The sequence below is a fragment of the Companilactobacillus mindensis DSM 14500 genome (genome assembly GCF_001434275.1).
GTDB classification, from domain to species: Bacteria; Bacillota; Bacilli; order Lactobacillales; family Lactobacillaceae; genus Companilactobacillus; species Companilactobacillus mindensis.
Window position 1 is genome coordinate 120,526 of sequence record NZ_AZEZ01000004.1, and the last position, 25,950, is coordinate 146,475.

Annotated in this window: 23 protein-coding genes; 9 read left to right on the forward strand and 14 right to left on the reverse strand. The window is 38.2% G+C overall.

Going from position 1 to position 25,950, the window contains the following annotated elements:
- Positions 1–63 precede the first annotated feature (63 nt).
- The gene (locus FD29_RS01170) at positions 64–828 is read right to left on the reverse strand and encodes a Cof-type HAD-IIB family hydrolase (protein WP_057887149.1); all 765 of its coding nucleotides are present in this window, start codon (positions 826–828) and stop codon (positions 64–66) included.
- Positions 829–1,283: 455 nt separating this feature from the next.
- On the opposite strand from FD29_RS01170, the gene FD29_RS01175 reads away from it, so the two are divergent.
- A complete protein-coding gene (locus tag FD29_RS01175) occupies positions 1,284–1,697 on the forward strand; it encodes a hypothetical protein (RefSeq protein ID WP_057887150.1) in 414 nt (137 codons plus the stop codon).
- 348 nt (positions 1,698–2,045) lie between these two features.
- Here the strand turns inward: FD29_RS01175 and FD29_RS01180 are convergent, their stop codons facing one another.
- The 4 genes from FD29_RS01180 to dnaE form a co-directional block, all read right to left on the reverse strand.
- On the reverse strand, positions 2,046–2,855 hold the full coding sequence (locus FD29_RS01180) for a DUF4931 domain-containing protein (protein ID WP_057887151.1): 810 nt from the start codon (positions 2,853–2,855) through the stop codon (positions 2,046–2,048).
- Between the two features lie 124 nt (positions 2,856–2,979).
- On the reverse strand, positions 2,980–4,749 hold the full coding sequence (gene pyk / locus FD29_RS01185) for a pyruvate kinase (RefSeq protein WP_057887152.1): 1,770 nt from the start codon (positions 4,747–4,749) through the stop codon (positions 2,980–2,982).
- Positions 4,750–4,815: 66 nt separating this feature from the next.
- The gene (gene pfkA, locus FD29_RS01190; RefSeq protein ID WP_057887153.1) at positions 4,816–5,775 is read right to left on the reverse strand and encodes a 6-phosphofructokinase; all 960 of its coding nucleotides are present in this window, start codon (positions 5,773–5,775) and stop codon (positions 4,816–4,818) included.
- Positions 5,776–5,879: 104 nt separating this feature from the next.
- Complete coding sequence (dnaE, locus tag FD29_RS01195) at positions 5,880–9,200, reverse strand: DNA polymerase III subunit alpha (RefSeq protein ID WP_057887154.1); 3,321 nt, start codon at positions 9,198–9,200, stop codon at positions 5,880–5,882.
- Positions 9,201–9,293: 93 nt separating this feature from the next.
- Here dnaE and FD29_RS01200 point away from each other — a divergent pair, with 93 nt between their 5' ends.
- On the forward strand, positions 9,294–9,500 hold the full coding sequence (locus FD29_RS01200; RefSeq protein ID WP_235804241.1) for a YjzD family protein: 207 nt from the start codon (positions 9,294–9,296) through the stop codon (positions 9,498–9,500).
- A gap of 36 nt (positions 9,501–9,536) precedes the next feature.
- Positions 9,537–9,887 carry a VOC family protein gene (locus tag FD29_RS01205; protein WP_057887155.1) on the forward strand — a complete coding sequence of 117 codons (351 nt, stop codon included), beginning with the start codon at positions 9,537–9,539 and terminating at the stop codon, positions 9,885–9,887.
- A 101-nt stretch (positions 9,888–9,988) separates the two neighbouring features.
- Here FD29_RS01205 and FD29_RS01210 read toward each other — a convergent pair whose 3' ends face one another.
- From FD29_RS01210 to obgE, 7 genes are all read right to left on the reverse strand, one after another.
- Positions 9,989–10,723: a hypothetical protein gene (locus tag FD29_RS01210; RefSeq protein ID WP_057887156.1), complete on the reverse strand. Its 735-nt coding sequence runs from the start codon at positions 10,721–10,723 to the stop codon at positions 9,989–9,991.
- A 60-nt stretch (positions 10,724–10,783) separates the two neighbouring features.
- Complete coding sequence (gene rpmF / locus FD29_RS01215; protein ID WP_057887157.1) at positions 10,784–10,966, reverse strand: 50S ribosomal protein L32; 183 nt, start codon at positions 10,964–10,966, stop codon at positions 10,784–10,786.
- Positions 10,967–11,054: 88 nt separating this feature from the next.
- Positions 11,055–11,369 (reverse strand): lipopolysaccharide assembly protein LapA domain-containing protein, encoded by a 315-nt coding sequence (locus FD29_RS01220; protein WP_057887158.1) that lies wholly within the window; start codon positions 11,367–11,369, stop codon positions 11,055–11,057.
- 12 nt (positions 11,370–11,381) lie between these two features.
- The gene (locus tag FD29_RS01225; RefSeq protein ID WP_057887159.1) at positions 11,382–12,179 is read right to left on the reverse strand and encodes an SDR family NAD(P)-dependent oxidoreductase; all 798 of its coding nucleotides are present in this window, start codon (positions 12,177–12,179) and stop codon (positions 11,382–11,384) included.
- A 14-nt stretch (positions 12,180–12,193) separates the two neighbouring features.
- Entirely contained in the window at positions 12,194–13,120 is a 927-nt protein-coding gene (rnz, locus tag FD29_RS01230; RefSeq protein WP_057887160.1) for a ribonuclease Z, read from the reverse strand.
- A gap of 14 nt (positions 13,121–13,134) precedes the next feature.
- The gene (locus FD29_RS01235) at positions 13,135–15,060 is read right to left on the reverse strand and encodes an acyltransferase family protein (protein WP_057887161.1); all 1,926 of its coding nucleotides are present in this window, start codon (positions 15,058–15,060) and stop codon (positions 13,135–13,137) included.
- Between the two features lie 15 nt (positions 15,061–15,075).
- Positions 15,076–16,362, reverse strand: a complete 1,287-nt coding sequence (gene obgE, locus FD29_RS01240) for a GTPase ObgE (protein ID WP_186810601.1) — start codon at positions 16,360–16,362, stop codon at positions 15,076–15,078.
- 195 nt (positions 16,363–16,557) lie between these two features.
- Here obgE and FD29_RS01245 point away from each other — a divergent pair, with 195 nt between their 5' ends.
- The 4 genes from FD29_RS01245 (at position 16,558) to FD29_RS01260 (ending at position 20,998) form a co-directional block, all read left to right on the forward strand.
- Complete coding sequence (locus FD29_RS01245) at positions 16,558–17,310, forward strand: DeoR/GlpR family DNA-binding transcription regulator (RefSeq protein ID WP_057887163.1); 753 nt, start codon at positions 16,558–16,560, stop codon at positions 17,308–17,310.
- Entirely contained in the window at positions 17,311–18,231 is a 921-nt protein-coding gene (pfkB, locus tag FD29_RS01250) for a 1-phosphofructokinase (RefSeq protein WP_057887164.1), read from the forward strand. It abuts the gene before it with no gap.
- Between the two features lie 23 nt (positions 18,232–18,254).
- Positions 18,255–20,195 carry a PTS fructose transporter subunit IIABC gene (locus FD29_RS01255; protein ID WP_057887165.1) on the forward strand — a complete coding sequence of 647 codons (1,941 nt, stop codon included), beginning with the start codon at positions 18,255–18,257 and terminating at the stop codon, positions 20,193–20,195.
- A gap of 206 nt (positions 20,196–20,401) precedes the next feature.
- On the forward strand, positions 20,402–20,998 hold the full coding sequence (locus FD29_RS01260; protein WP_057887166.1) for a DJ-1/PfpI family protein: 597 nt from the start codon (positions 20,402–20,404) through the stop codon (positions 20,996–20,998).
- Positions 20,999–21,168: 170 nt separating this feature from the next.
- Here FD29_RS01260 and FD29_RS01265 read toward each other — a convergent pair whose 3' ends face one another.
- Together FD29_RS01265 and FD29_RS01270 are read right to left on the reverse strand one after the other, a co-directional pair.
- Entirely contained in the window at positions 21,169–21,768 is a 600-nt protein-coding gene (locus tag FD29_RS01265) for an ATP-binding cassette domain-containing protein (protein WP_083477724.1), read from the reverse strand.
- A 12-nt stretch (positions 21,769–21,780) separates the two neighbouring features.
- The gene (locus tag FD29_RS01270) at positions 21,781–22,764 is read right to left on the reverse strand and encodes an ABC transporter transmembrane domain-containing protein (RefSeq protein ID WP_057887168.1); all 984 of its coding nucleotides are present in this window, start codon (positions 22,762–22,764) and stop codon (positions 21,781–21,783) included.
- A 240-nt stretch (positions 22,765–23,004) separates the two neighbouring features.
- Between FD29_RS01270 and FD29_RS01275 the strand changes: the two genes are divergently transcribed.
- Both FD29_RS01275 and FD29_RS11525 read left to right on the forward strand, forming a co-directional pair.
- The gene (locus tag FD29_RS01275; protein WP_057887169.1) at positions 23,005–23,367 is read left to right on the forward strand and encodes a hypothetical protein; all 363 of its coding nucleotides are present in this window, start codon (positions 23,005–23,007) and stop codon (positions 23,365–23,367) included.
- A gap of 419 nt (positions 23,368–23,786) precedes the next feature.
- Complete coding sequence (locus FD29_RS11525) at positions 23,787–25,799, forward strand: SLAP domain-containing protein (protein WP_057887170.1); 2,013 nt, start codon at positions 23,787–23,789, stop codon at positions 25,797–25,799.
- Positions 25,800–25,950: the final 151 nt, after the last annotated feature.

The following is a 25,950-nucleotide window of genomic DNA, read 5'->3' on the forward strand; positions in this document are numbered from 1 at the left end:
TTATGACCTGAATTGAACCATCTTTTTATTTCTCTAATACTAACGAATATTTCTCGTTACCTATTATTTTTCTAAAATATATTTTTCAATAGTGGCACTAACGCCATCATGGTCATTGTCGAGTGTCTCCACATCACAAGCTTGTTTAATATTATCGTTGGCATTACCCATTGCAATACTCAAACCAGCCACTTTCATCATCGGTAGATCATTGTCCATATCGCCAATTGCCGCCACTTGGTTTGGTTTTAACTTCAAATACTTGATCAAATGCTCCAAAGCGGTACCTTTGTTGACATTCTTAGGACAAAGCTCAACTTCTTTAGGACTTGTTTTGACTACAAAGTAGTCAGAATCGTATTGTTCATGTAAAAATTCTGCCCACTTGGCAATTTTTCCCTTATGACCGCTCACTAAGAACTTTAAAATACTTAGTTTTGGCTGTAGCATTCGTTTCTCAGTCCAGTCCTGATCACTGTCATAGAGATTGCCCTTTGTATCGATCAAGTGATAGTTGATCTTATTAGCAAACAAAGTCTGAGCAATATCGGTACACTCTTGATTACGCAAAACTTTTTGATAAATGACTTTGCCACTATCGTCTTGAATCATGCTGCCACCATAGTCGATAATATATTGATCCGTCTGATTCAAACCTAATTCTTTAGCAAAAACCAGAGCTTCTTTATAAGGACGCCCAGTACAAATGACGATTTGTGTTCCCTGTTTGACGGCCTCAGTAACTGCCTGTTTATTAGCTGCAGAAATTTTACTCTTACTATTTAATAAAGTGCCATCCATATCGATAGCAATTAATTTATAATTCATAATTTTCTACCTCTGATCTGACTTACTACTAATATTATAATTCAGTTGCACCAAAAAATCCCTGATCTGAATGACCAGGGATTCTTTTACAACATCGCTTTGACAACCGTCTTGACGAGATCTGTATATTGATAAACGAACACGATTACGTTACAACTTAACAAAATTAACAAAAAAGCTATATTATGATTCAACTTCTGACTAGCCTTCAATTCATTGCGCCGCTGCATCCTTGTCACTATCCACACCTACTTGTTAAATGAATTTATAAATTAATATGTATATACTATCATATATTCATTTAATATATTAATTATGATGAAAAAGTATCATTATTGAACTATATTAATTTACCAATTACATTTTTGTTTCGGTAGAAAATAATAGTTACCATTCCATAAATATGATTAAATATTTATAAGCGATAATTAATTCAATTTTTGGAGGATACCCGTATGAACCATCTGAAAGCAACAGCCTTAATTTTAACTGCCGCTCTTCCTTTAACAACATTCCCCATCGTTAATACTAATAATGTTCAAGCAGCAACCGTCGCCAAGAAACATACTAAACATACATACACCGGTACTGGCAGTGGTTCGCTCAAGAGATTAAAAAAGACCGCCTACCATTCAAAAAACACAAAAGGCAAGCTTTATAAAGCCACTTTTATGGCTGATAAATCGACAGTGACCTTAACCGAAAAAGCGACTCTCGGTCAATACAACACTACTTGGTATGTAACTAAGAAGATTTCTGTTAAGATCCACCACGGCAAGGAACGTACTTACTATTACATTACTTCCAGTGATAAAAAAGTTTCCGGTTGGACTTGGAGTGGCAACTTACAAAAGGGTAAATTGAAATAATTCTAAAGATAGGTCATCCATTTTTGGGTGACCTATTAATGTATCTAAATAATTGTATGTAACTAAGATTCAGAAAGGACCAAATACAATTGGGTTTCTAAACTCTTTTTTATTGATTAAGTTATGAGACACGGTTATGCTGTGGTTTTTTTAGATTTTTAAATGTATGTTTTCGTAAAACATTTATGTTCACTAATAAACAAATTTCAAATATACTTTTCCCCTCTTTAAAAGACAGTTTTCGTTCATAAAGTGGTTTAAGGTTACATAAGAATTTTTATCGAACCACCTCTTGAATAAAAATAATTAAATCAAAAAAGCTAGAGATTTTCCTCTAGCCTAGTCGAATTATTCTATCTCTTTGGAATGTACATTCTCACGGAACCTTTGCAACAATACGTCAGCGATTCCACGCACTTGTTTGTCACCATCACGTTGAGACAATCGATAACCGACGAAGTATGGTGAAACAACGTATCTGGCCGTAACTTTACAGATTATCTTCTCATTCTCACGGTAGAAGAAAATATTGTAGGAATCAAACTTCCCACCATAGAAGTCATCCAAAACATACTTCACTGTTACTCGCGTAAACTCAGCCAAATCATCAATATACTTAGGATTATTGATCACCACGTTAAATTCAACAAAGCCCATAACTGGCTTTTCAGAGATATTAACATTGATATGTTTGGAGTTAAAGACATCCATACCGGTAAAATTCTCCGATTCAATGTGTTTGTAGCCATCTACCTTATCCAAACCAATAATTTGAAAGTGTGGGTGACGCAATGAACCGCCAGACATGGGGCCAAAGTTTTTGTACATCAAGACACTCTCGTATTTCTTTGATTGGATCATCTTGTTCCAACATTCATAAATATAATTGAAAACTTCCTGATTCTTTTCGACTGAATAATTAGAAATATCGCCCTCGTGATCGTGAGATTCGATGACAATGGTCTTATTAGTATCTTTCAACGTCTTGAATTTATTTTCTAACCAGATCATGTCGCCCTTTTGGTCAATGATATTAGTTAAATTAGCCGTATCGCAGAATGGGCAGTTATTGTTGATGCCACTGCTCTTCTTTTTTACATCTCTTGGTTTACCTTTTGCTTGATCAATTTCAAATACAAGTATATCTTTATTTGACAATAATTTCACCTCATAAAAATCTAATAACAAAATAATAACGCAAACACAAAAAAACTGAAAGAAACTCGTCAGTTTCTCTCAGTTTAATTATATTTTAAAGCATTTTAATTTTATTTATTAAAAATTAAAGTGAACGTGAAGCACCTTTGTATACAACACCACGTCTTGAATCAACAGTAACAGTGTCACCATCTCTAACAAGTGTAGTAGCGTTCTTAGCACCAACAACTACAGGTAGACCCATAGCGATACCAACAACAGCAGCGTGTGAAGTTAGACCACCGTTTTCAACAACAACGGCACTAGCCTTTTCAAGAGCTGGTAGGTAATCTTTGTCAGTCATTTCTGTAACAAGGATGTCACCTTCGTTGATCTTCTTGTTTGCTTCTTCAGCAGAGTGAGCAACTACAACGTTACCAACAACTGATTCTTCACCAACACCTTGGCCTTTAACCAATGTTGAACCGATCAATTGAACCTTCATAACGTTTGTTGTACCACTTTCACCAACAGGAACACCGGCAACGATAAGAATTAAGTCACCTTCCTTGGCAAAGCCAAGTTCTTGAGCTTTCTTAGCAGCAAGATCGAACATTTCATCAGTGTTTTCTGGCTTGTCAGTGATGATAGGATCAACACCCCAGTTAACTGTCAAACCACGTTGTGTCTTTTCATCAAATGTGATTGCCAAGATATCAGCACTTGGACGATACTTAGAAATCATACGAGCTGTGTAACCTGATTTAGTTGCTGTAACAATTGTACTAATGTTCAATTCTTCAGCAGTTCTAACAACAGATTCACCGATTGATTCTGTAACGTTTGAACCCTTGTAGTCTTCGAAACGTTGGATAGCTAGTGAGTTGTTCTTGTCAAGTTCTTTTTCAGTACGTTCGTTGATGTGAGCCATAGCAGCAACAGCTTCTACAGGGTAATCACCGTTAGCACTTTCACCTGAAAGCATTGTAGCATCTGTACCATCAAGAACAGAGTTAGCAACATCAGTAACTTCGGCACGTGTAGGACGTGGGTTTTCTTGCATTGAGTCAAGCATTTGTGTAGCTGTGATAACTGGCTTGCCAAGTGCGTTACACTTCTTGATCAAGCTCTTTTGTACGAATGGTACGTTTTCAAATGGAATTTCAACACCCATGTCACCACGAGCAATCATCAAACCATCTGATACTTGAAGGATAGAATCGATGTTGTCGATACCTTCTTGTGATTCAATCTTAGGGAAGATTTGTACGTATTCACAGTGTTTTTCTTCAAGGATTGCACGAATATCTAAGACATCTTGAGCTTTACGAACGAATGAAGCTGAGATGAAGTTGATACCTTGTTCTAGACCGAAACGAATATCGTCAGAATCTTTTTCTGTGATACCTGGTAGACGAACTTCAACACCAGGAGCATTGATACTCTTTCTTGAACCGATCATACCATCGTTTTGAACAACAGTAACAAGTTCACGGTTCTTGTCATCTTTTTCAGTGATCTTCAAATCAACAAGACCATCATCGATCAATACGTGACCACCAACATGTGTATCATCGTATAGACCAGGGTATGTAGAAGCAATCTTTTCTGGTGTACCAGTCAATGAATCATCCATTGAGATACGGATTGTTTGACCAATCTTAGCTTCAAACTTGTTGCCTTCTTGAACAGTAGTACGGATTTCAGCACCCTTAGTATCAAGAACGATACCAACAGTCTTACCAGTGATCTTTTCAGCTTCGTGTACCATTTCCATACGAGCTTTGTGTTCTGGGTGATCACCATGTGAGAAGTTGAAACGGAAGATGTTAGCTCCGGCTTCAATCAACTTAACGATTGTGTCAACATCGTTACTGGCAGGTCCAAGTGTACTTACAATTTTAGTTCTTTTCATCGAGAATCCCCTTTTCTTGTTGTATTCCTTGTTCATTGTAACAAATTAAAACTTTATATGCTTAACTTATCTACTAATAGATTCGTTTAAGTCATATAGTGATAAATCAGGTTTGTGCTTGCTATCGAATAGATCAAGAATATCGTGAGAAGTAATCTTGTTGTTTTCGACACCAACAGCAAGGCCACCCTTACCGTCAAGCAATAGATCAACAGCATAAGCACCCATCTTACTTGCTAAGACACGATCCTTAGGTGTTGGTGAACCACCACGTTGTACATGTCCTAGGACAGTAGCACGTGAATCGAAATCACCATACTTGTCTAATTCCTTCTTGAAGTCTTCGGCGTGCATAACACCTTCGGCCAAAACAATAATCATGTTCTTATTGCCTTGTTCACGGCCTTCTTTAACTTCTTGTGCGATTTCTTTGATATCAAAATCACGTTCTGGAACGATGATCTTTTGAGCACCACCGGCAACACCAGCCCAAAGAGCAACGTCACCAGCGCCTCTACCCATTACTTCAACAACGAATGTTCTTTCGTGGGAGCTTGCTGTATCATGCAACTTATCGATTGCATCAACAGCAGTTGAAACGGCTGTATCAAAACCGATTGTAAAGTCAGTGAATGGAATATCATTATCGATTGTTCCTGGTAGACCGATTGTGTTGTAACCATGTTCAGTTAAACGCAATGCACCATGGTAAGAACCATCTCCACCAATAACAACCAAAGCGTCAATTCCAAACTTCTTCAATTGTTCAATACCCTTCAATTGGCCTTCTACGTTGGCAAATTCGGGATATCTTGCAGAGTACAAGAATGTACCACCACGTTGAATACGATCAGATACGTCGTCACTTGTTAGTGGGAAAATATCACCCGCAACAAGACCGGCGTAACCATAATTGATACCAAACACTTCGAGACCTTTATCAATGGCTCTACGTGTGACTGCTCTAATAGCAGCGTTCATACCAGGGGCGTCGCCACCACTGGTTAAAATACCAATACGCTTCATTTGTTCACACTCCAAAATTATTTGTTTCTAAAACAAAACCTAGTCAAATATAACATTTTTACTGAATACTTTGTAGAGCTGAAAACGTTTTAAGATAAATTAATTTAGTCTTTTTTTAAGAAGACACTTTTTTTACCCAAAAAGTTTTCCAATTTGCCCTGCACCTCACTATTAAAATCTATCCAACGATTAGATTTCAAGAGTAATGCCTGATGCTTTTTTTCACGATAGACAATCACTGGCATTTTTCCCCGCGAACTCTCGATGATTTTATACAATTGTTCCAAATTTTCTGGCGTATCGACGCCTTTGGCAACTTTCAAATAGAGTTTTTCGCTTGGCAGCTGCACTGTATACTGTTTTGGATCAGACAATTTGTCTGCAATAAATTCCAAATCGCCACGTTGGCCGATATTTCCATGACCTGCAAACAAGAAAATCTTACCATCCAGTTCCATATCTTCGATTCTTTGGAAGAGTTTCGGAAAAACGGTCACGGAAATACTGCCAGATTCATCCTCAATCGTCATAAAACACATCCGTTGACCTTTTTTGGTCCGAATGACCCGCAGATTCTTGATCAAGCCCAAGACGTTGACTGTTTCGTTACGCATCTGATTCAAATCTGAGATTTTGACCGTTCGTAGATCTAACAAGCGATTGCGATATTTCTCCACTGGATGTCCGGAAACGTAGACGCCCAAATACTCTTTCTCCTGATTCAAGCGTTCAGTTAAAGTGAAGTCATCAACTTGATGTTTCTTAGGATCTAACATGTCAAACAACGACAAATTGCTGCCAGCTAATTGAATGCTCTCGATCAGATCACGAAAGTCATAGAGCAATTCCTTGCGATTGCGGTTGAAACTGTCAAAAGCTCCCGCAAGTATCATTGGTTCAAGGTAATCTCGTTTGACGAACCGTGAATCGATCCGCTTTAAGAAATTCAAAGCACTATCGTATTCGCCAGATTTTTGACGATCTTCTATGATATTTTGTGCTAGATCACGCCGCATCCCTTTGATACTCAAAAAGCCAAAGCGAATCGCTTGTTTCTCATCGGTAAATTCATATTGACTCTGATTAACGTCAACATTCAATACTTTGACTTTGGCATCCTTGGCATCTTGAATATAGGTCGATACCTTGCTTTCATTATTCAAATTCGCATTCAGCAGACAAGCAAAGAAACTATCTGGAAAGTGAACTTTCATGTAGGCCAGCCAAAAAGCAATCATCGAATAAGCCACCGCATGCGACTTATTGAAACCATAATTCCCAAATTTCTCGATATACTGATAAACCTTCTCGGCTGAAGCTTGATCATGTCCTTGGTTGACGGCGCCTTCAATAAATTTTTGTCGATTCTCTTCAATCAGTTGCTCGTTCTTCTTACTGATAGCCCGACGTAAAATATCGGCATCAGCGAGTGAAAAGTTAGCCATTTCTGAAGACGCCTGCATTACCTGCTCCTGATAAACCAAAATACCATAAGTCGGACGCAGAATTTTCTCTAGCGAGCGGTCTGGATAAATAACTGGTTCCTGGCCATGCTTTCGGGCAATGAAAGTCGAAATATTTTGCATTGGCCCGGGACGGTACAGCGCATTAGTAGCGACGATATCGTCAAAACTAGTTGGCTTTAGGCGTCGTAAAACGCTCTTGATTCCATCGGATTCAAATTGAAAAACTCCATCAGTCGCACCCTTTTGAAATAGTTCTAAGGTTTTTGGATCATTCAGAGGTATTCGTTCAGGAATAAATTCACGGCCATATTTTTTAGAAATCATTTGGATGGCTTTGTCCAAAATAGTTAGATTCTTCAAACCAAGAAAATCGATTTTCAGCAGACCAATACTTTCAACGTTGTATTTAGTCTGTTGAGTCAAATTAATCCCATCGTCTTCCAACTGGACGGCGACAATATCAGTCAGGGGCTTTTTACTGAGAATGACCCCCGCTGCGTGAGTTGAATAGTGTCTGGGAATACCTTCGATCCGTTGGGCAACTTTGAAGATCAATTGATTTTCACGCGAATTGTCAACCAAATTACGCAAAGCACTCGATTCGTCTAAGGATTCTTGCAAACTAATATTTAACTTCTTGGGGATAGCATTGGACCACTGTGAGATTTGAAATTGGGTTTGACTGAACGTCCGTGAAATATCACGTAGAGCCATCTTAGCCGACAGAGTTCCAAAGGTGATGATTTGGGCCATATGATCAGAACCATACTTGTCGTGCATGTACCTCACCATCTCATCCCGGCGATCATCCGGTAAATCTAGATCGATATCGGGCATATTAGCACGTTGTGGGTTCAAAAAACGTTCAAACAAGAGATCATATTGAATCGGATCAACTTGAGTAATGCCTAAACAATATGACACCAACGCCCCTGCAGCTGAACCACGTCCCGGTCCAGTCTTGATGCCTACTTCATGTGCATGCTTGATCACATCCCAAACGATCAGGAAATAATCAGAAAAGCCCATCTTATCGATGACACCTAACTCATAGTCAAGCCGCGTTTGATAATTGGTCGGAATATTGCCATTCAATCGGCGTTTGAGACCTTTGGTGGCCAACTGATGCAGAAAATCTCGTGAAGGGAGACCTTCTGGTGTCGTAAATTCTGGCAATTCAGTCGACTTGAATTCAATTTCAACATTGCACTCGTCAGCGATTTTCTCACTGTTCTTCACTGCTTCAGTCATGTCGACTGCCATAAAGTCATCTACAAAAGTTTGATATTCACGTAAATAATGGTCGCCTTTTTCAACAACTTGGTCCAAACTCTCAAATCGTTGGCCCGTCCGGAGATTATTGACGACTTGATAAGCTAAATGGTCATCTTCATTGATATAGCGGACATCGCTCAACGCTACCAAAGGCAAATTCTGCGTCTGTGCCACTTGTTTGATGTTGCGAACATTATCTATCTGCCCCGAGTACAAACCCACTCCTAAATAGATAGAATCGTTCTCAGTCAGCATTTTTAATTTGGAAACATACTGCGAAACATCAGTCGTCAGTATTTCTGATCCTTCAGCAGGAGTAATAACGAATAATCCACCAAAATAATTTTTGATAGTCTCAATTTGGATAGCATCTTTTTGGGACATAATGGCTGATGAAATTTTTATTAAGTTTTTATATCCTAAATTATTTTTAGCCAAAAGCAATAATGGATAAGTTTGTTCTAAATCGATAATTCCGGCGATTTCAATTGTTAGACCTATAATTGGCTTTATACCAACTTTTTTAGCATATTTATAAAAGTCGATCGACCCGTATAAATTATTAATGTCGGTTAGAGCCATTGCCGAGTATCCTCGAGCTTTGCCGTAATCGACTAATTCGGTCAGTTTTGCGGGACTATGCAATAGACTGTAACTGCTCATTACTTGTAATTGTGCTTGCAATTTGTCGCCCCCTTTGTTTAAAATTATATCAAAATCAAGTGAAAGTTTATTGGGTAAAATCCCCTTTTGTGCTAAACTACTTGAGAAAGTGAGATGGAAGAAATGAGATATATTGCTGTAATTTTCTGGTCTATCATGCTGGGACAAGTTGCCGGATTTATCGGTGGTGCTTTGAACCAACAAAAGTTTAACTCAACCTATTCTATTATCATTAGTATAGTATTCGCTGTTATTTTCAGCGTAATTCCATTGATTCTAGATAGCTCGGTCAAAGATACAAAGACTGAAAAGAACGCTTAATTAATTTAAGCGTTTTTTTTATGGGGAAAAATCATTATGAAAATAGAAAAATTAGATCATTTAGTTTTAAACGTTAAAGATATTCCGACAACCTGTCGATTCTACTCAGAAGTCCTAGGAATGAAAGTGATTACTTTTGACGACACGCGAAAGGCCTTGTCATTCGGCCAACAGAAGATCAATTTACACCAAAAGGGCCACGAATACGAACCAAAAGCTCTTTACCCAACCCCTGGTTCAGCTGATCTCTGTCTAGTAACTAAGACGCCTCTAACTGAAGTGATTGAACAAGGACCCATAGAAAAACACGGTGCCTTAGGAAAAATTATTTCAATCTATTTACGTGATCCGGATCAAAACTTGATTGAAATATCCAACTACCAGTAAACAGAAACATCAAATCAAAAAAGTCCCAGTGATCGACCATCTTTAATGGTTATCACTGGGATCTTTTATTGCTCAAAGATCAGGCTCTACTTTGCCTGCTCCTAATATTTCGTAATGTACAAATAAAACTCGTTAGTCGTCAAATTGATATTGTAGTTTATACCATTTGAAGTAATTTGGCTCATAGATGTCTTCGTTGAATTCTTGCTAGCATTTTTAGTCTGCTTACCGAAATCCTTTAGAACTTTTTTACCATCAGCACCAAGTAATTTAGAAGTGATCATCAAGTCGGTCGCGAAGTTCTTTTGTCCCTGCTTTGATTTCAGATCCTTATAAGAAAACTTAGTTGCGATACCCATAAGTTGGTTGTCTTGCACGTTGTAATACCACTCCGTTTTATCAGCCTTCTTGTGAGTAAACATTCCATCCTTAGCAATCAATTTCAATTGATCCGTTGGTTGGCCCATTGACAACAAAGTATAGTTATAGGCTTGAGCAAAAGTTAAATAACTTTGTAAAGCCTTAGCTTTTTTAACCTTTACCAACTTCGTCTCTACTTTATCGCCATTTTCAGCCTTGATACGAACGTTTTGGTCTTTTGTGGAAACCGGTACAGAAATACTGAAATGTCCTTCATCGATAGCTACATTGCTAGTCTTGCCATTGACTGTATAAGTCAATTTCTTATAGTTAGCAGCTTTACCTTTGACGACCGCAACTAGCCCATCGGCTTGATATTCTTTCTTGGTCGTGGACAAGCTCATCTTGGAACATCCCGTTAGTACTAAAAAGAATAGTGGAATAACCATCAATACCAAGTATTTTAGTTTCTTCATAGTTGTTTCCCCATCTAGTTCAAATATTAAAAAAAAGCCAAGATAAACTTGACTTTTTCATTAAGCTTCTTTGCTATCGTCGATAACTTTTTCACCCTTGTACATACCTGATGGTGATACGTGGTGACTCAAACGATATTCACCAGTAGCAACGTCGAATTGCATGCTAGGTGTAGCTAATTTAATGTGTGCGCGTCTTTGACGCTTTCTTTGTTTTGATGATTTTCTCTTTGGAACTGCCATATTTAAAAACTCCTTTATTTATATTAACTTAATCAAATCTAACGTTTAATATAATACTATCATAAAAACGTTTGGGCAAGCAAATTTACTATTTTGTTTGCCTTTTTGCATTATTTTCCTTTAATGCATCGGCGATTTGGTTGTCATTGGAGACTTTGACATTGGAAATTTGTTTTTTAGCATGACGATTTAACGTGTCAGGCTTTTTCTTTCCAGTGCTAGCCAAGAGCATCGTAATGACTGCCCCTAACAATAATGTCACAATTATCAAAATAATCAATGGCAACTTAACACGCGTGAATCCAAAACTAACAGTAACCGGATTGACATTTAGCACCGCAAAGATCACCACAACCAATGCAATGATCAATCCAATAACGAATCTTGACTGTTTACCGTTCATATGAATCCTCCCCTACTTACGATTGCCTAGTGTTGAAGCAAAATAATCCCCCAGAGTTGGTGCTAACTTATAAAGTATTGCTGCCAATTCCATGTAACGTGGACGATTGATCTCACGTTTGTTCTTACCAAAAGTATTGACGATCTCCCAGGCTAATTTGTCGGGGTCCAAAGCCAAATTCTTAACAGAATCGAGATAATTGCCACTGTGATCCGCAACCGTAAAGAAATTCGTCTTCACAGGGCCTGGATTGATAGTCGTTACGTAGACACCAAAAGGCTTCAATTCGAGTCTGAGACCGTCTGAAAATGCGATCACAGCCGCTTTGGTTGCTGCATAGGCAGCTGATTTTGGCGTAGTGATCTTGCCAGCCATTGAACCAACATTGAAAATGTGTCCTCGACCGTTGTCGATCATCTTCTCAGCTACCAAACGTGTCATCAGCATCAAGCCTAAGACATTGACTCGAAACATCTTTTCGATCTTGTCGAAGTCAGTTTCCAAATAGTTTGAAAAGTCGCCAAATCCGGCCGCATTGACTAAAACATCAATATCATCGTTGATCTCATGAGCTTTTTTTACGCCTTCAGCAATTTGATCAGGGTCACTCATATCAATAATCAAATACTCATGACGAGCCGATTCAGCCCCAACACGAATACATTCATTTTTGACTTGAAGCAATTTCTCTTCATTACGAGCTACCAAAATCAAATTTGCGCCACACTTAGCAGCATTGATGGCTACATCTTTACCAATTCCTGAAGATGCACCCGTTACGATAACTGTCTGATTCAATAAATTAGTCATTTTCGTCCTCTTTTCTATTTAAAGGGTACCTCGTACAAGTCAAAATCGCTTGCTACTTTGGTATTCTTAAAAACTTTTCGAGCTTCTTTTTGTAAGATCAATGCTCCACGACCAGTGTATCTAGCCGAGATATGCGTCAAGATCAAGCCTTTAGCATGACATCTCTTCGCCACTTCAGCTGCTTGCGTTGCTGTGGAGTGGAAGTAATTATAGGCCAACTTCTTTTCATCATTTGAGAACGTCGATTCGTGAACGATAACGTCCGCATTTTCTGAAAGTTTGTCGATCTCTGGCGTATAACGAGTATCCGAGATGATAGTTACGATCTTGCTTGGTTTGTCAGGACCGATGAAGTCCTTACCGTTCAATACCGTGCCATCTTCCAAAGTTACCGTCTGGCCAGCTTTTAATTGACCAAAAATCGGCCCATTAGGAATATTATATTCCTTTAATTTATCGACTAAAAGTTCACCAACTCGAGGCTTCTCAACTACTCGATAGCCAAAACAAGTTACTCGATGCTTCAATTTTCCAGCAAAGACACTGAATGTCTTGTCATTAAAAATTTCCCCATCATTTTTTAGCTCGATATATTTGATCTTGTAGCCTAACTTGCTGCCAGTAACCTTCAAAGACGTTTCAACGTATTCTTTGATTCCAACTGGACCGTAGATCTCTAGTGGCGAGTCGCCACCTTGATTAGCACGACTAGCTAACAACCCCGGTAATCCAAAGATATGGTCCCCATGCAAATGAGTAATGAATATCTTCGTGATCTTTCTTGGTTTGATAGCTGTTCTTAAAATTTGATGCTGTGTAGCTTCGCCGACGTCAAAGAGCCATACTTCATTTCGTTCGTCCAGCATCTTCAATGCGGTACTCGAAACGTTACGACCCTTCGATGGAACTCCGGCACCTGTTCCTAAAAATTCTAATTCCATAAAAAAGTCCTATTCTATTTTTTGTCTAATGATTTCAAAATTTCTTTGGCGACAAATGAAGTATAGTACATTGATCCATCTGGATTTGGATGTACATCATCATCATAGAACCAATCAGTGTGACCTTGAGAATAAGCATTCCAATCGATCACTGTCAAGTTCTTATACTTCTTCGTTGCTTCATCCAAGACACCATTAACTGTCTTTTCCCATGGTCTCGTTGGCACATGTACGTTGATCCAGTAAACGTGACGTTTAGGACCGACAAGTGTCATGATCTGACCAACTTGTTGCATGTTGAATGGTCCGTTAGTACCTAGACCAATCATTACATTTGGTGCTAGAACGCCTTGATCCTTGTAGTTTTGTAAGAGATCAACACTGGCACCCATCTGACGACTGACTGCCGCATCAATAATAACTTTCTTATCATCGAACAACTTCAAGAAGTTATCCGAACCATCAGCCATAACTGAATCTCCGACCGCTGTCAAAGGTACATCCTTTAGACGTTGCAAGTCGATCTGTGAAAGACCGTACTTTTCAAATTCAGTATTGATTGGGTGTGACTTAGCCGCCTTCTTATAACGGGCATAGTCAGCTCCAGTCATTTTACCAGTAGCGTTCTTTTGGGACTTGGATTTCTTCAAATTCTCGATTGCTTTTTGTTTCTTAGCCTTGTTAGCTTTTTCGTTCTTCGTGATCTTGTTAGCTAGTTGACTGTGGTTGACATTAGGCTTTGGTGCACTAACAGCCTTAACAACACCGTAGGAACCAGTTAGACAGATCACTGCAATGACTAATGCTAAGACACGAGAAACAGCACTGGATGACTTGAAGAAGTTCTTAACATCGCTCCATTTAGCATGAGCCAATGGTTGTTCCACGAATCTAAATGAAAATTCAGTGACTAAGACGATCAAAATAACTTCGATCACGGGATAAAGGATCGGGTGATCAGCTACGTTCTTGAATCTTGATTCAAAAAAGATCATCACTGGGAATTGGTAAAGGTAGAGACCGTAACTTCTAGTCCCTACATAGTGAAATACTCGATTGGACAAAATGCCATTCCAGAATGAATCTGGATGAGCTACGACCGCGATAAAAATACATGTCGTAACTGAGAAGATGAACATTCCGCCACGATACAAGAATGGATCTGAATCTTTGATAGTAAAGATCATCAAAAGCATCAACGCAAATGACAACAAACCTACTAAATTCAGTTTCAACTTATCGTTATTCTTGAGTCCACTCTTTAATTTTTCAGCTGGCCAGATCAAAGCTAGTCCACAACCCAAAAGAATTGAGAACAATCTAGTATCAGTACCGTAATAGATCCGACTAGGATCAACACCCGGCTTGAACAAGATAGCCATCCAAATAGCTGAAATGATCGATACGACCATTGAAAAACCGAAGATACGGCTCTTTTTAACATTGAACTTGGCAAAAAGAATCAAAAGAATGGGCCAAATAATATAAAATTGGCCTTCAATTGATAACGTCCACAAGTGAGTAAATGGCGATTCATTATTGGCAAACCTTTCAAAATAAGATTGGCCATTGAATATTTGCCACCAGTTATAGACGTTCAAAACATTAGTTACGAAAATTTGGTCCAAATGATACAACAAACCCTTTAAAAACAACACGATATATGCCCCTGATGCCAAGAGTACAAACAGCATCCCTGGGTATAATCGCTTAATTCTTCTGATATAAAAATTACTTAACGAGAACGAACCACCATAATCCACAGTATTAAAGAAATGGTCTGTGATTAAGTATCCCGATATTAGGAAGAAAATTGGTACCCCTAAATATCCGCCGGAAAAAACATTGGGATTCAAGTGATACATAATAACACCTATAACCCCTAAAGTACGTAGTCCATCAAATCCAGTAATAAATCTTCTTTTCGGTGATTTATTCATTATCCTTACATGCTCCTAAATAAATTCAAAAGTGAAATCGAGAATTGTCACTGAATCCCCAGACTCAGCACCTGCATCGATCAATGCATCTTCAATACCCATCGACTTTAGTTGTCTTGCAAAACGCATAATACCATCTTGGTGATCCAAATTAGTTCTTTGAAGAAGCATTTCAACCTTGGAACCATGAACGATAAAGCTGTGTTCGTATTCAGGATCTTTTTCGATCGTGAAGGCTTTTTCTTCTGGTTTGTAGTTGTATTCTTTAGTTTCTTCAGATTGAACGTCGAAGTGAATTGGTTCTGCCTTAGACAATACTTCACTGGTATGATTCATCAAAGTCTTGACACCAGCGTGTGTAACACTTGAAATTGGGAAAATATCAACATCAGCTGGTAACTTTTCCTTGAATTCAGCCAAGCGTTCCTCTGATCCTTCAATATCAAGCTTAGTTGGCACGATGATCTCTGGACGACTCAAGATATTCTCATCATAATTACCCAATTCTTGACGAATTGCTTGGTAATCTTCATAAGGATCTCGACCGTTATTAGGATCCATGTCGACCAAGTGCAAAATAACTCGGGTTCTTTCAACGTGGCGCAAGAATTGAATTCCCAAGCCAACCCCGTTGGAAGCTCCTTCGATCAAACCAGGTAAATCGGCAATAACAAAGTCACGGCCATCATCTAAACGAACCATACCTAAATTAGGTGACAAAGTTGTAAAGTGATATGCCGCAATCTTAGGACGTGCCGAAGTTGCAACTGACAATAAGGTAGATTTACCCACAGATGGGAATCCAACAAGACCAACGTCAGCAATCAACTTCAATTCAAGCTTGATGTGTCTTTCAATAGAAGGTTCACCATTTTCAGCCACTTCAGGAGCTTGGTTCTTTGAGTTGGCAAAGTGAATGTTTCCACGACCACCTTGACCACCCTTAGCAACTACTAATTCTTGACCGTTGTTAACTAAGTCACCAATCAAATGACCAGTATCTTCATCATATACTGAAGTACCAGTTGGCACTTTGATATAAACAGGATTGGCTTTGTGACCGTACATCCCTTTGATTTGACCATTTTGACCGGCCTCAGCTTTAAAAATTCTCTTGTATCTAAAGTCCATTAAAGTATTCATACCTTCATTAGCCTTTAAGATGATGTCGCCTCCACGACCACCATCACCGCCGGAAGGTCCACCAAGTGGAACATATTTTTCGTGACGGAAGGCTACTGCGCCGTCGCCACCCTTTCCGGATCTAACGGTGATTTTAACGTTATCTACAAACATTAAAATCCCCCTTTCTAAACTATAATTATCATTTCTAAATTTTAGCACAAAAACAGACTTCATAATACTTTGAACTCATATATATTGTCCAGTAATTTATTAGAAGAAAATTATTCTTTGACGTTTTTTGAAAGATTTTGAGTTTTTATGATTGATTTTGACCAAAATTGGATGTATTATATTGCTTGTGAGGTGATGTAAGTGCTTACTGAAGAAAGACAACAAATTATTTTAGAGCAATTAAAAATACACAATATTGTCAAACTCCATGACTTAATTCCATTAACTGGTGCTTCCGAATCAACCTTGCGTCGTGATTTACAAGACTTAGAAAATTGTCATAAGTTATTGAGAATTCACGGTGGTGCTCAAAACGTTATCTCGTTGCATGAAGAACCGGCTCTTTCCCAAAAGGCTGCTGTTCACATCAATGAGAAGAAGATGATCGGTCAAACAGCCGCAAACCTAGTTCAAAACCACGAAGTTATCTTTTTGGACTCAGGAACTACTATTCAATTTATGATTCCTTATTTAATAGAACATACGGATCTGTTAGTCATTACCAATGGTGTCGATAACGCTTCGATGTTGGCCGACTACAACGTGAACACCTTTCTTCCTGGGGGGAAGCTAAAGTCATCTACTAAAGCTTTGGTTGGTTCAAACATCATCCAAACTTTGGAAAATTACCACTTTGATAGAGCATTTCTAGGTACCAATGGCTTTTCGATCGAGGCCGGCTACACAACACCTGATTCCGAAGAAGCTGCCATCAAACGTCTAGCAATCGCTCAATCGAATCAAGCTTATGTCTTATCTGATAGTTCAAAGTTTTCGCAAGTCAGTTTTAGTCGTTTTGCTACTTTGGATGAAGTCCCATTAATAACTGATCGACTATCTGAGAAAGAATCAAGCATTTTAAGTAAATATACCAAAATAACGGAGGCAATTTAGTTGATTTATACAATTACAGTCAACCCTTCAATTGATTATGTTTTGCAATTGGATGAATTAAATACCGGCGAGGTCAATCGCACTTCTAGCGATGTAAAACTTCCCGGTGGTAAAGGTATCAACGTTTCAAGAATTTTAAAGGAACTAAACCTCGACTCGACCGCTTTAGGATTTGTCGGTGGTGCCACAGGTTCAATGTTCAAAGAACTTCTTGCCCAACACGATTTAAAAACAGCCTTTACAACAGTCAAGGAAGATACGCGTATCAATGTTAAGATCAATGCTGTTGAACAAAATGAGGAAACTGAGATCAACGGCGTTGGCCCCGCTATCAGTGCTGATGAACGTCAAAGCTTCATGGATGGTCTCAAAAATATCGGTGACGGCGATATCGTTATCATGGCTGGAAGCCTTTGCAAAAATCTAGACCAAACATTTTATTTAGATATTGCTAAGACGATTCAAAAGCAAGGTGCTGAGTTCGTGATCGACACTACTGGTCAAGCATTGCTCGATACTTTGCCACTTCACCCACTAGTCGTTAAACCAAACCACCACGAGTTAGCTGACTTGTTCCACGTTACTTTCAAAAACGAACAAGATATTATCGACCACGCCAGAAAGCTTTTGGACAAAGGTGCTAAACACGTCTTAGTCTCAATGGCTGGCGACGGTGCCCTACTCGTTACTAAGGACAAAGCTTACAAAGCCAACGCTCCTAAGGGTACGGTCATCAACTCAGTTGGTGCTGGTGATTCAATGATCGCTGGTTTTGCCGGTACTTTCATGGAAATTAAAGATCCAATCGAAAGTTTCCATATCGGTGCTGCCTGTGGATCTGCTACTGCCTTCAGTCAAGATATCGCTGTTAAAGCAAAGATCGACGAAGTTTATAAAAATATTTCTATCACGGAACTTTAATAATTTGAGGGGGGACCTTTAACATGGACCTTAAACAACTACTATTAAAAGACGCCATGATCATGGACTTGAAAGCTACTACTAAAGAGGATGCCATTGAAGAAATGGTTGATAAGTACTATCAAGTCGGTGTCATTGACGACAAAGAACTATACAAAGCTGACATTTTAAAACGTGAAGCTCAAACAAGTACTGGTATCGGTGACGGAATTGCCATGCCACACGCTCGTGACAAAGCTGTTAAACGTGCCACAGTGCTCTTTGCTAAGAGTGCTAAGGGTATCGATTATCAATCACTCGACGGTCAACCTGCTTACCTATTCTTCATGATTGCTGCTCCCGACGGGGCTGACAATCTTCACTTACAAGCCTTAGCCGCTTTATCATCACTACTTATTAATCCTGAACTTGTTAAGAACTTGAAGGCTGCTAAGACAGCTGATGAAGTTCAAGAATTATTCGACAAGGCTATGCAAGAAAAAGAAGCTAAAGACAAAGCCGACGAAGAAAAACAAAAGGCCAAAGAAGCTGCAGCTGAAAAAGCTGACGATTCTGAAAAGAAACCTTACGTCGTTGCTGTTACTGCTTGTCCTACCGGTATTGCCCACACCTACATGGCTGAGGCTGCTTTGAAGGAACAAGCTGAAAAGATGGGTATCGACATCAAAGTCGAAACTAACGGTTCCGAAGGTGTTAAGCACAAGTTGACTGCTAATGAAATCAAACGTGCTGATGGTGTCATCATTGCCGCTGATAAGAAAGTCGACATGCCTCGTTTCGATGGCAAACACTTAGTTAACCGTCCCGTTAGTGATGGTATCAACAAAGCTGAAGAATTGATCAACTTAGCCGTTGAACAAAAAGCTCCCGTCTTCCATGCCGAAGGTGGTGCCGTTGAAGAAGATTCTGATGCTGGCGAAAAGAAGTCACTTTGGTCAAAAATCTATGCTGATTTAATGAATGGTATTTCAAATATGCTTCCATTCGTTGTCGGTGGTGGTATCTTGATGGCCATTTCCTTCCTATTAGAAAACTCCGTGGGTGCTCACTCACAATGGTTCTTGTTCTTCAACAACGTTGGTAATTATGCCTTCAGTTTCTTGATCCCTGTTCTAGCTGCTTACATCGCCGTTTCAATTGGTGACAGACCTGCCCTATTACCTGGTTTTGTTGGTGGTTACATGGCTTCACAAGCTACTGCTTCAGTGGTTAGTTCTAAGAGTCCAGCCGGATTTATCGGTGGTCTACTTGCTGGTTTCATCGCTGGATGGGTCATCGTCTTCTTGAAGAAATGGCTCAAGAAATTGCCACACACTTTGGATGGTCTTAAAACTATCTTGATTTACCCTGTTCTTGGTTTACTTTTGACTGGTGCTGTCATGTACTTCAGCGTCGATCCAGTCTTTGCCGTTGTTAATGCTGCTATTACTCACTTCCTAGAATCAATGGGTACTGGTAATGCCGTTATCTTAGGTACTTTACTTGGTGGTATGATGTCAATCGATATGGGTGGTCCTTTCAACAAGGCTGCTTACACATTCGCTATTGGTACTTTTACAGCTACACAAGATGGTGCTTTGATGGCTGCTGTTATGGTCGGTGGTATGATTCCACCTCTAGCAATTGCTATTGCTACAACATTCTGGAAAGATAAGTTTACTGAACAAGAAAGACAAGCTGGTCTTTCAAACTATATCTTAGGTCTATCATTCATCACTGAAGGTGCTATCCCATTTGCCGCCGGAGATCCATTGCACGTTATCGTTTCAAGTGTGATCGGTTCTGCTATCGGTGGTGGTTTGACACAACTCTGGAGCGTTAATGTTCCTGCTCCTCACGGTGGTATCTTCGTTACACCACTTGCTAATAAACCATTGCTTTACTTACTCGCTGTTGTTATCGGTGCGGTGATATCTGGCGTTATCTATGGTGTTTGGAAACCTGCTTTGAAGAAAAATAAATAATATAATTAAAAAAAATTAAGAAATGTACTTTAAATTTAAATAATAGGTCATGAACTTAAAAATCGAGTTCATGGCCTATTTATTTAACCTCAGAAAAAATATCTCTTTTACATCCTATCCCTGAACAATCAAATATTTATTGTCCTCACCGTTAGACAAGACTACAATTTGCTTAAATATTTTATTTTAAGTCAGAGAGTGTTATTATGCATCGTTTTTTAGTCATGTTATATCCAGGTTTTTGTTATTACGAAATCGCTTTATTAACGGAGACTTTAGCCTTTACAAAAGATAATTGGCAAATGACGACAGTAGCTGCAGATTCAAATTTGAGTGAAAGTGAAGATCACTTTAAAATCAAACCAGATAAATTACTTTCACAGGTAGATCCACTTGATTATCAGTTGCTTATTCTTCCTGGAATCGATGATTATCATATTCCCTTGGCTATTCCTCAAAATATTGATTTTTTAAAAAAATTATATTGTCAAAAAAAGCGTCCACTAATTGCCTCAATATCTAGTTCACCGATTCTATTAGCAAAAGCTGGTTTGCTTGATGACACTAAATTTATGACTGGGTTATTCGAAGAGGCTTATGAGCAGAATCCATTTATTCCTAAACAAAACTTGGTTCGAAAACCAGTCGTTACTGATAACGGAATTGTAACTGCTAGTGGTCAATTCTTTCGTGAATTTGCAATCGAAACTCTCCGACAGTTAAAATATACCGTTCCCGATGATGCCTTTGCTCCTGCTAGAAAGTATCCACCATATACGGATGAAGAACTGACTTATCGTTAAGGACAAGTAATAAACACTTCATGATTGTTAATCCATTTAATTATTAATTCGCGAAATTTGATTTCAATTTACGTAGTTATCTCAACTAAATTGTTCCTTACATTCAGTTTAATTAATTTACATAAAAAGATCATCGACTGAAAATTCTTCGTGTTTCTTTTTTTAGTTATTTAATTTTTTGACCCAATCAAACCATCACCTGTCAATTTCCAAACCATATCATATTGTTTCAACAACGCATCAGGAATATGATGGTCGATCTCAATCACTGTCAAATCAGGATTTTGTAAAATCGACTGATGAATTGCTTGTGCCGTCACTGGATCAAGTGAGGCAGTTCCCTCATCAATTAAAAGAATTTGTCGGTCAAAATACAGTGCCCGAGCGATTTCCAAACGCTTCAACTGGCCGCCAGAAAGATTATGCCCATTTTCATTGATGACTAATTTCAATGATTCAGCATTGGCATATTCAGTTAAGCCCGCCTGCTTTAAGGACTTGATCACCGCTTCATCACTGGCCTTTTCGTCTCCTAAAGTAATGTTCAATTTGATCGAAGTTTCAAAGATGATTGGCGTTTGACCAACAATACCGAAGACACTATAAGCAATTTGATGGTCATAACTATTTTTATTCAATAACATCATGCCCGTGTTTGGTTTTAACTCTCCTAAAATCATTCGAAAAAGCGTCGATTTACCAACCCCAGACTTGCCACGGATCAATATTTTTTGGCCTGGAGTGATTTCAAAGGAAACGTTTTTGAAAATCGATTTCTCTCCTTAACTAAAACTGACATCTTGAGCCACAAGTGAATTGACTTTTTCCGCCTGAGGATTTGTTTTCTCACTTATCGCTGGCAAATCAATGATCTTTTGGCGAATCTCTTTAGTACTGCCGAGTGTGTTCCAACCGGTAATCAACGAATTGAAACCGTTGAGGATCCAGGCAGAAGAATATTGAATCGCAACGAACTGTGCCAAACTGATCGTACCGCTGATCGTGAAGTAAATTCCAATTCCAATCGGTAAATATGAACAGATATCAAAGAGAAAGCTGATCACACTATTGGATAACGATATCTGATTGTTCATCTTAGCGTTGGCATCTTCCATTCCGTTGATCGAAACTTGCAGTTGCTTTTTGAATCCCAAACTAGCGTGATATCTCCTCAATAATAATGACCCATGCAACAAATTTTTGACCGTCCCTGACAAAGTTTTATTGGTTTTTGACCAAGTCTGAGTTCTTGTCTGAATGGATTTACTAAAGAAACGTGGTGCCATAGTGGGAATAATCATAAAAGCTAAAAAGATCAATGTGATGTAAACGTTGCTGTATAAGGCGTATGTTAACGTACCAAGTGCCATAACGGCAGAATCCAGCATTGTGAAGATCTGACGCCAATAATTGTTCTCCAAAAGTTTTAAATCGTTGAGAAAAAATGACAAATTCTTAGATTCAAAATCATTTTCATCGGCAGTGACTGTCATCATCTTGCTCAACAAAAATGTTTGTTTCAATTTTGAGTTGATCTCATAGACACTTCGATTAACAACCACATTTTTGACATACTTCAAAACACTAAATACAAGATACCCTAACAAAATTAGACTAATGGCTGGCACAATCAATTTAATTGACTTCTGACTGATCAAATAAAAAATGTATGAATATGTAATCGTATTAAAAGGCATCTCCAAACCAACTATGATACTGAATAAGACGGCAAAGCCAAAATTACGACGATCAATGTACTTTTTCATGGATATCCCTTGATTTCTCCATAGAATAATATTAAATTATCTTTAATATTATTAGTGTAAGACAAAGAATTCAAGCTCTTTATTATTTTAACCTGTACTAATTGTCTAATTTCACTTTAGCTGATAGTATTTACCCGGATACGTACCTATGAAGACATCCGACTGAAGGTGATATAACTTTTATCATTACTGTCATTTTCTACTTTGTATTTAACTTATATCAAATTGAGAAGAGAAAGTATGAAAAAATTTATTCTGGCTACCCTTTTAGGATTAACGCTCATTTCAGTTGGTACAACCAACACAACATTTGCTAAAGATACCGCTACAGAGACAATCGTCGTTTCAGCTTCAGAAAAAAGTAACTCCAATAAATACAAGTTTTATAAAAAGCGTAACAAAAAAATGATTGCTACTGGCAAAACCGTCAAGATCAATAACAAAAAAGGTATCGTTCACTGGAAAGCTAAAGCCGTCAAAATCAATGATAAAACTTGGTGGAAAATCGGTAAGAATCGATATTTTAAATCAACCCGTGTCGAAGTAATTGATGTTGCCAAAAATAAAGAACTAGGTATTAAGATTTCCAATTATGCTAATTAATTACTATTTTGAATAAACTAAAATACCTAATCATTTTTTTAGATTGGGCGTTACTTTTTTGTTAACACCAAATATTTTAATAACATTCAATATTTCATCTTTATAAATCCAACCAATTAAAATAATTGTTTAAAGATATCCTTGATTGACCTACTAAAAAATTCATATTATGGCCGTCGGTTTAATTTAATGAAAATTATTTCTAATAACCATAACTAACATTACTGATAAATTAAAGTTTGTTTAGAGAAAAGCGTTAATTGAAAAATATCGAATATTAAACTTCTTTTTAAGTGACATTGTTTGTTGATATATCATGATATTTGTGCCTGAAACTGGCTTTTTTATTGCTATACTGAAACCACTTACAAGCAATGGCTTGAAGAATCCCGAACACAATCTGCAAGGAGTTCAATTATATGAAAGCTAAAAATATCTTACTATCAACTATCATATTGGGAGGTTTTTTCACTCCTGTCATTACTTCCACTGTTGCCCAAGCTGCAACTCTTAAAACTGAAGTTAAGCCAACTGTTTCTAAAGAAAATCAGGCAACGACCAACGATCAAGAGGCTCGTGACAAAAAAATCCAACTCAATGAAAAATTTGATTTAAATGACCTTGATGAAAAGACAACCATCGTCATTCCTGCCAAAACAGTTGATGGCAAACAAAACTTAGACGATATTTATTTAAATCTAGACGCTAAGGATATTGCTGAAATAAAGGCCAATCAAAAAATCACTATCGCCTCCCCTACTTTAAAAACCCATTCTAACTGGGGTGGTAAACTTAATTACAAAAATTCAGAAGAAAATATCACATTAACTTTTGACGAAACAAAAGATCTTAGTTTGGATCAAGGCGATCATCTTAAACTCATTCTAGAATCTGGTGACTCATTAGTTCACTACGTTTTTAAAGACACCGGTAAAGAAATTTATAAATACAATCACGAAGATGCCTATGAAACTTTGGCACACAATGATGGCTCCTTTGAAGTAGCCCTTCTAAGTGAACTTAATGAAGAAGACGATTCAGTTCCATTACCAGTTGGGCATTTTGACGCCTGGGATATTGACTTTGACCAGCTTGCTCAATGGGAACCTTTAAATGGCTTTGATTCTGGTTTTGGCGAATCACCCATCGAAGTTAATTTTGATCGGAATTCTATCGGTAAAGAAAACGCCGAATACACGGTCTATTTAGAAAAAGTTGAACCATATAATATGAAATTAGAAGTATTTTTAGATGGCGAACTTTTCGATAGTAAAGAACTCAACGGCCAAGTTTTCGACATTATCGGCGAACAAGAGGAAATTAAATTACCTGACGGCAAAAAAACTACCCTCGATAGAAATAAAACGGTCTACGCTTCTTCAAGAGATTACTTCCCTCAATTTGGAACTGCCTCACAATCAGGTAGTCTGCTACACAAAAAGATTTTCGATAAAAGAGGTGAAGATCCCCGAGTTGACGGTTTCTGGAATAAATCGCTCAGTTTCTTTATTCGAGACTCTGACGCTGACCCTGCAGATGAAAATCTCATCTATCCATATTTTGCCAGCATGCATTCATCTATCAAGATGTATTACACTTCCAACGATAAACCCGACCAAACAGTAACCAACGATGTAAAAATCTCATCTAATATCGGACCACAAATAGTTAAAAACGTTACTGGTAAAAAAGGTGAAACTATCACAGTTGCCGTCCCACACGTAGATGGCTACAAAGTCGACAAACAGACGGTTCAAGCACATGTAAACGACGATGGTTCTATCACTACCAAAGAGGAAGTTGTTTATACCAAAATAGATGACGGCAATGGATCTAATAACAACAACGATTCTGGTAATAACAATGGTTCCGGTAACAACAATGGTTCTGATAACAACAATGGTTCCGGCAACAACAATGGTTCCGATAACAACAATGGCTCTGGTAACAACAATGGTTCTGGCAACAACAATGGCTCTGGCAACAACAATGGCTCTGGTAATTCAACAACTCCTCAACCAGAAAAATTCAATGGGTTCGTCGGTACTTTGAAAAAAGACGTTCTCTTATATAAAATAACTGACGGCAAGATCTCCGACGTTTCTAACCGCGCCCTTGCTAAACATACCGATTGGATCTCTGACAAAACAATCACGATCGATGGCACTAAGTATTATCGTGTGGCCACTAACGAATGGGTAAAAGCTTCTGAAATTTACCGTTATGAAAAAGAAAATGGCGTCGTCAATACTAAGAATGTCGAAATAACTAATCTGGTAGAATCAGATACTACAAAAATCGGCAATCGTGGTCTAGCTGCTAACACTGGCTGGAAATACGATCGTATCGCCTACCTTGGTAACAAGGAAGAAAAACACTATCGTGTCGCTACTAATGAATTTGTTCACGAAAAAGACGTTAACAAAAAATAATCTCATTATCAAAAACGACCTCTGATTCCATTTTGGTTCTTTTTCAACTTTGGTTATATACAACTATTTAGATATACTAATAGGCCATCCAAAAATCTAAAGTGCAACACAAAAGTTAGACAAAATTAAATATTGTTAAGCTGCTAAGGCA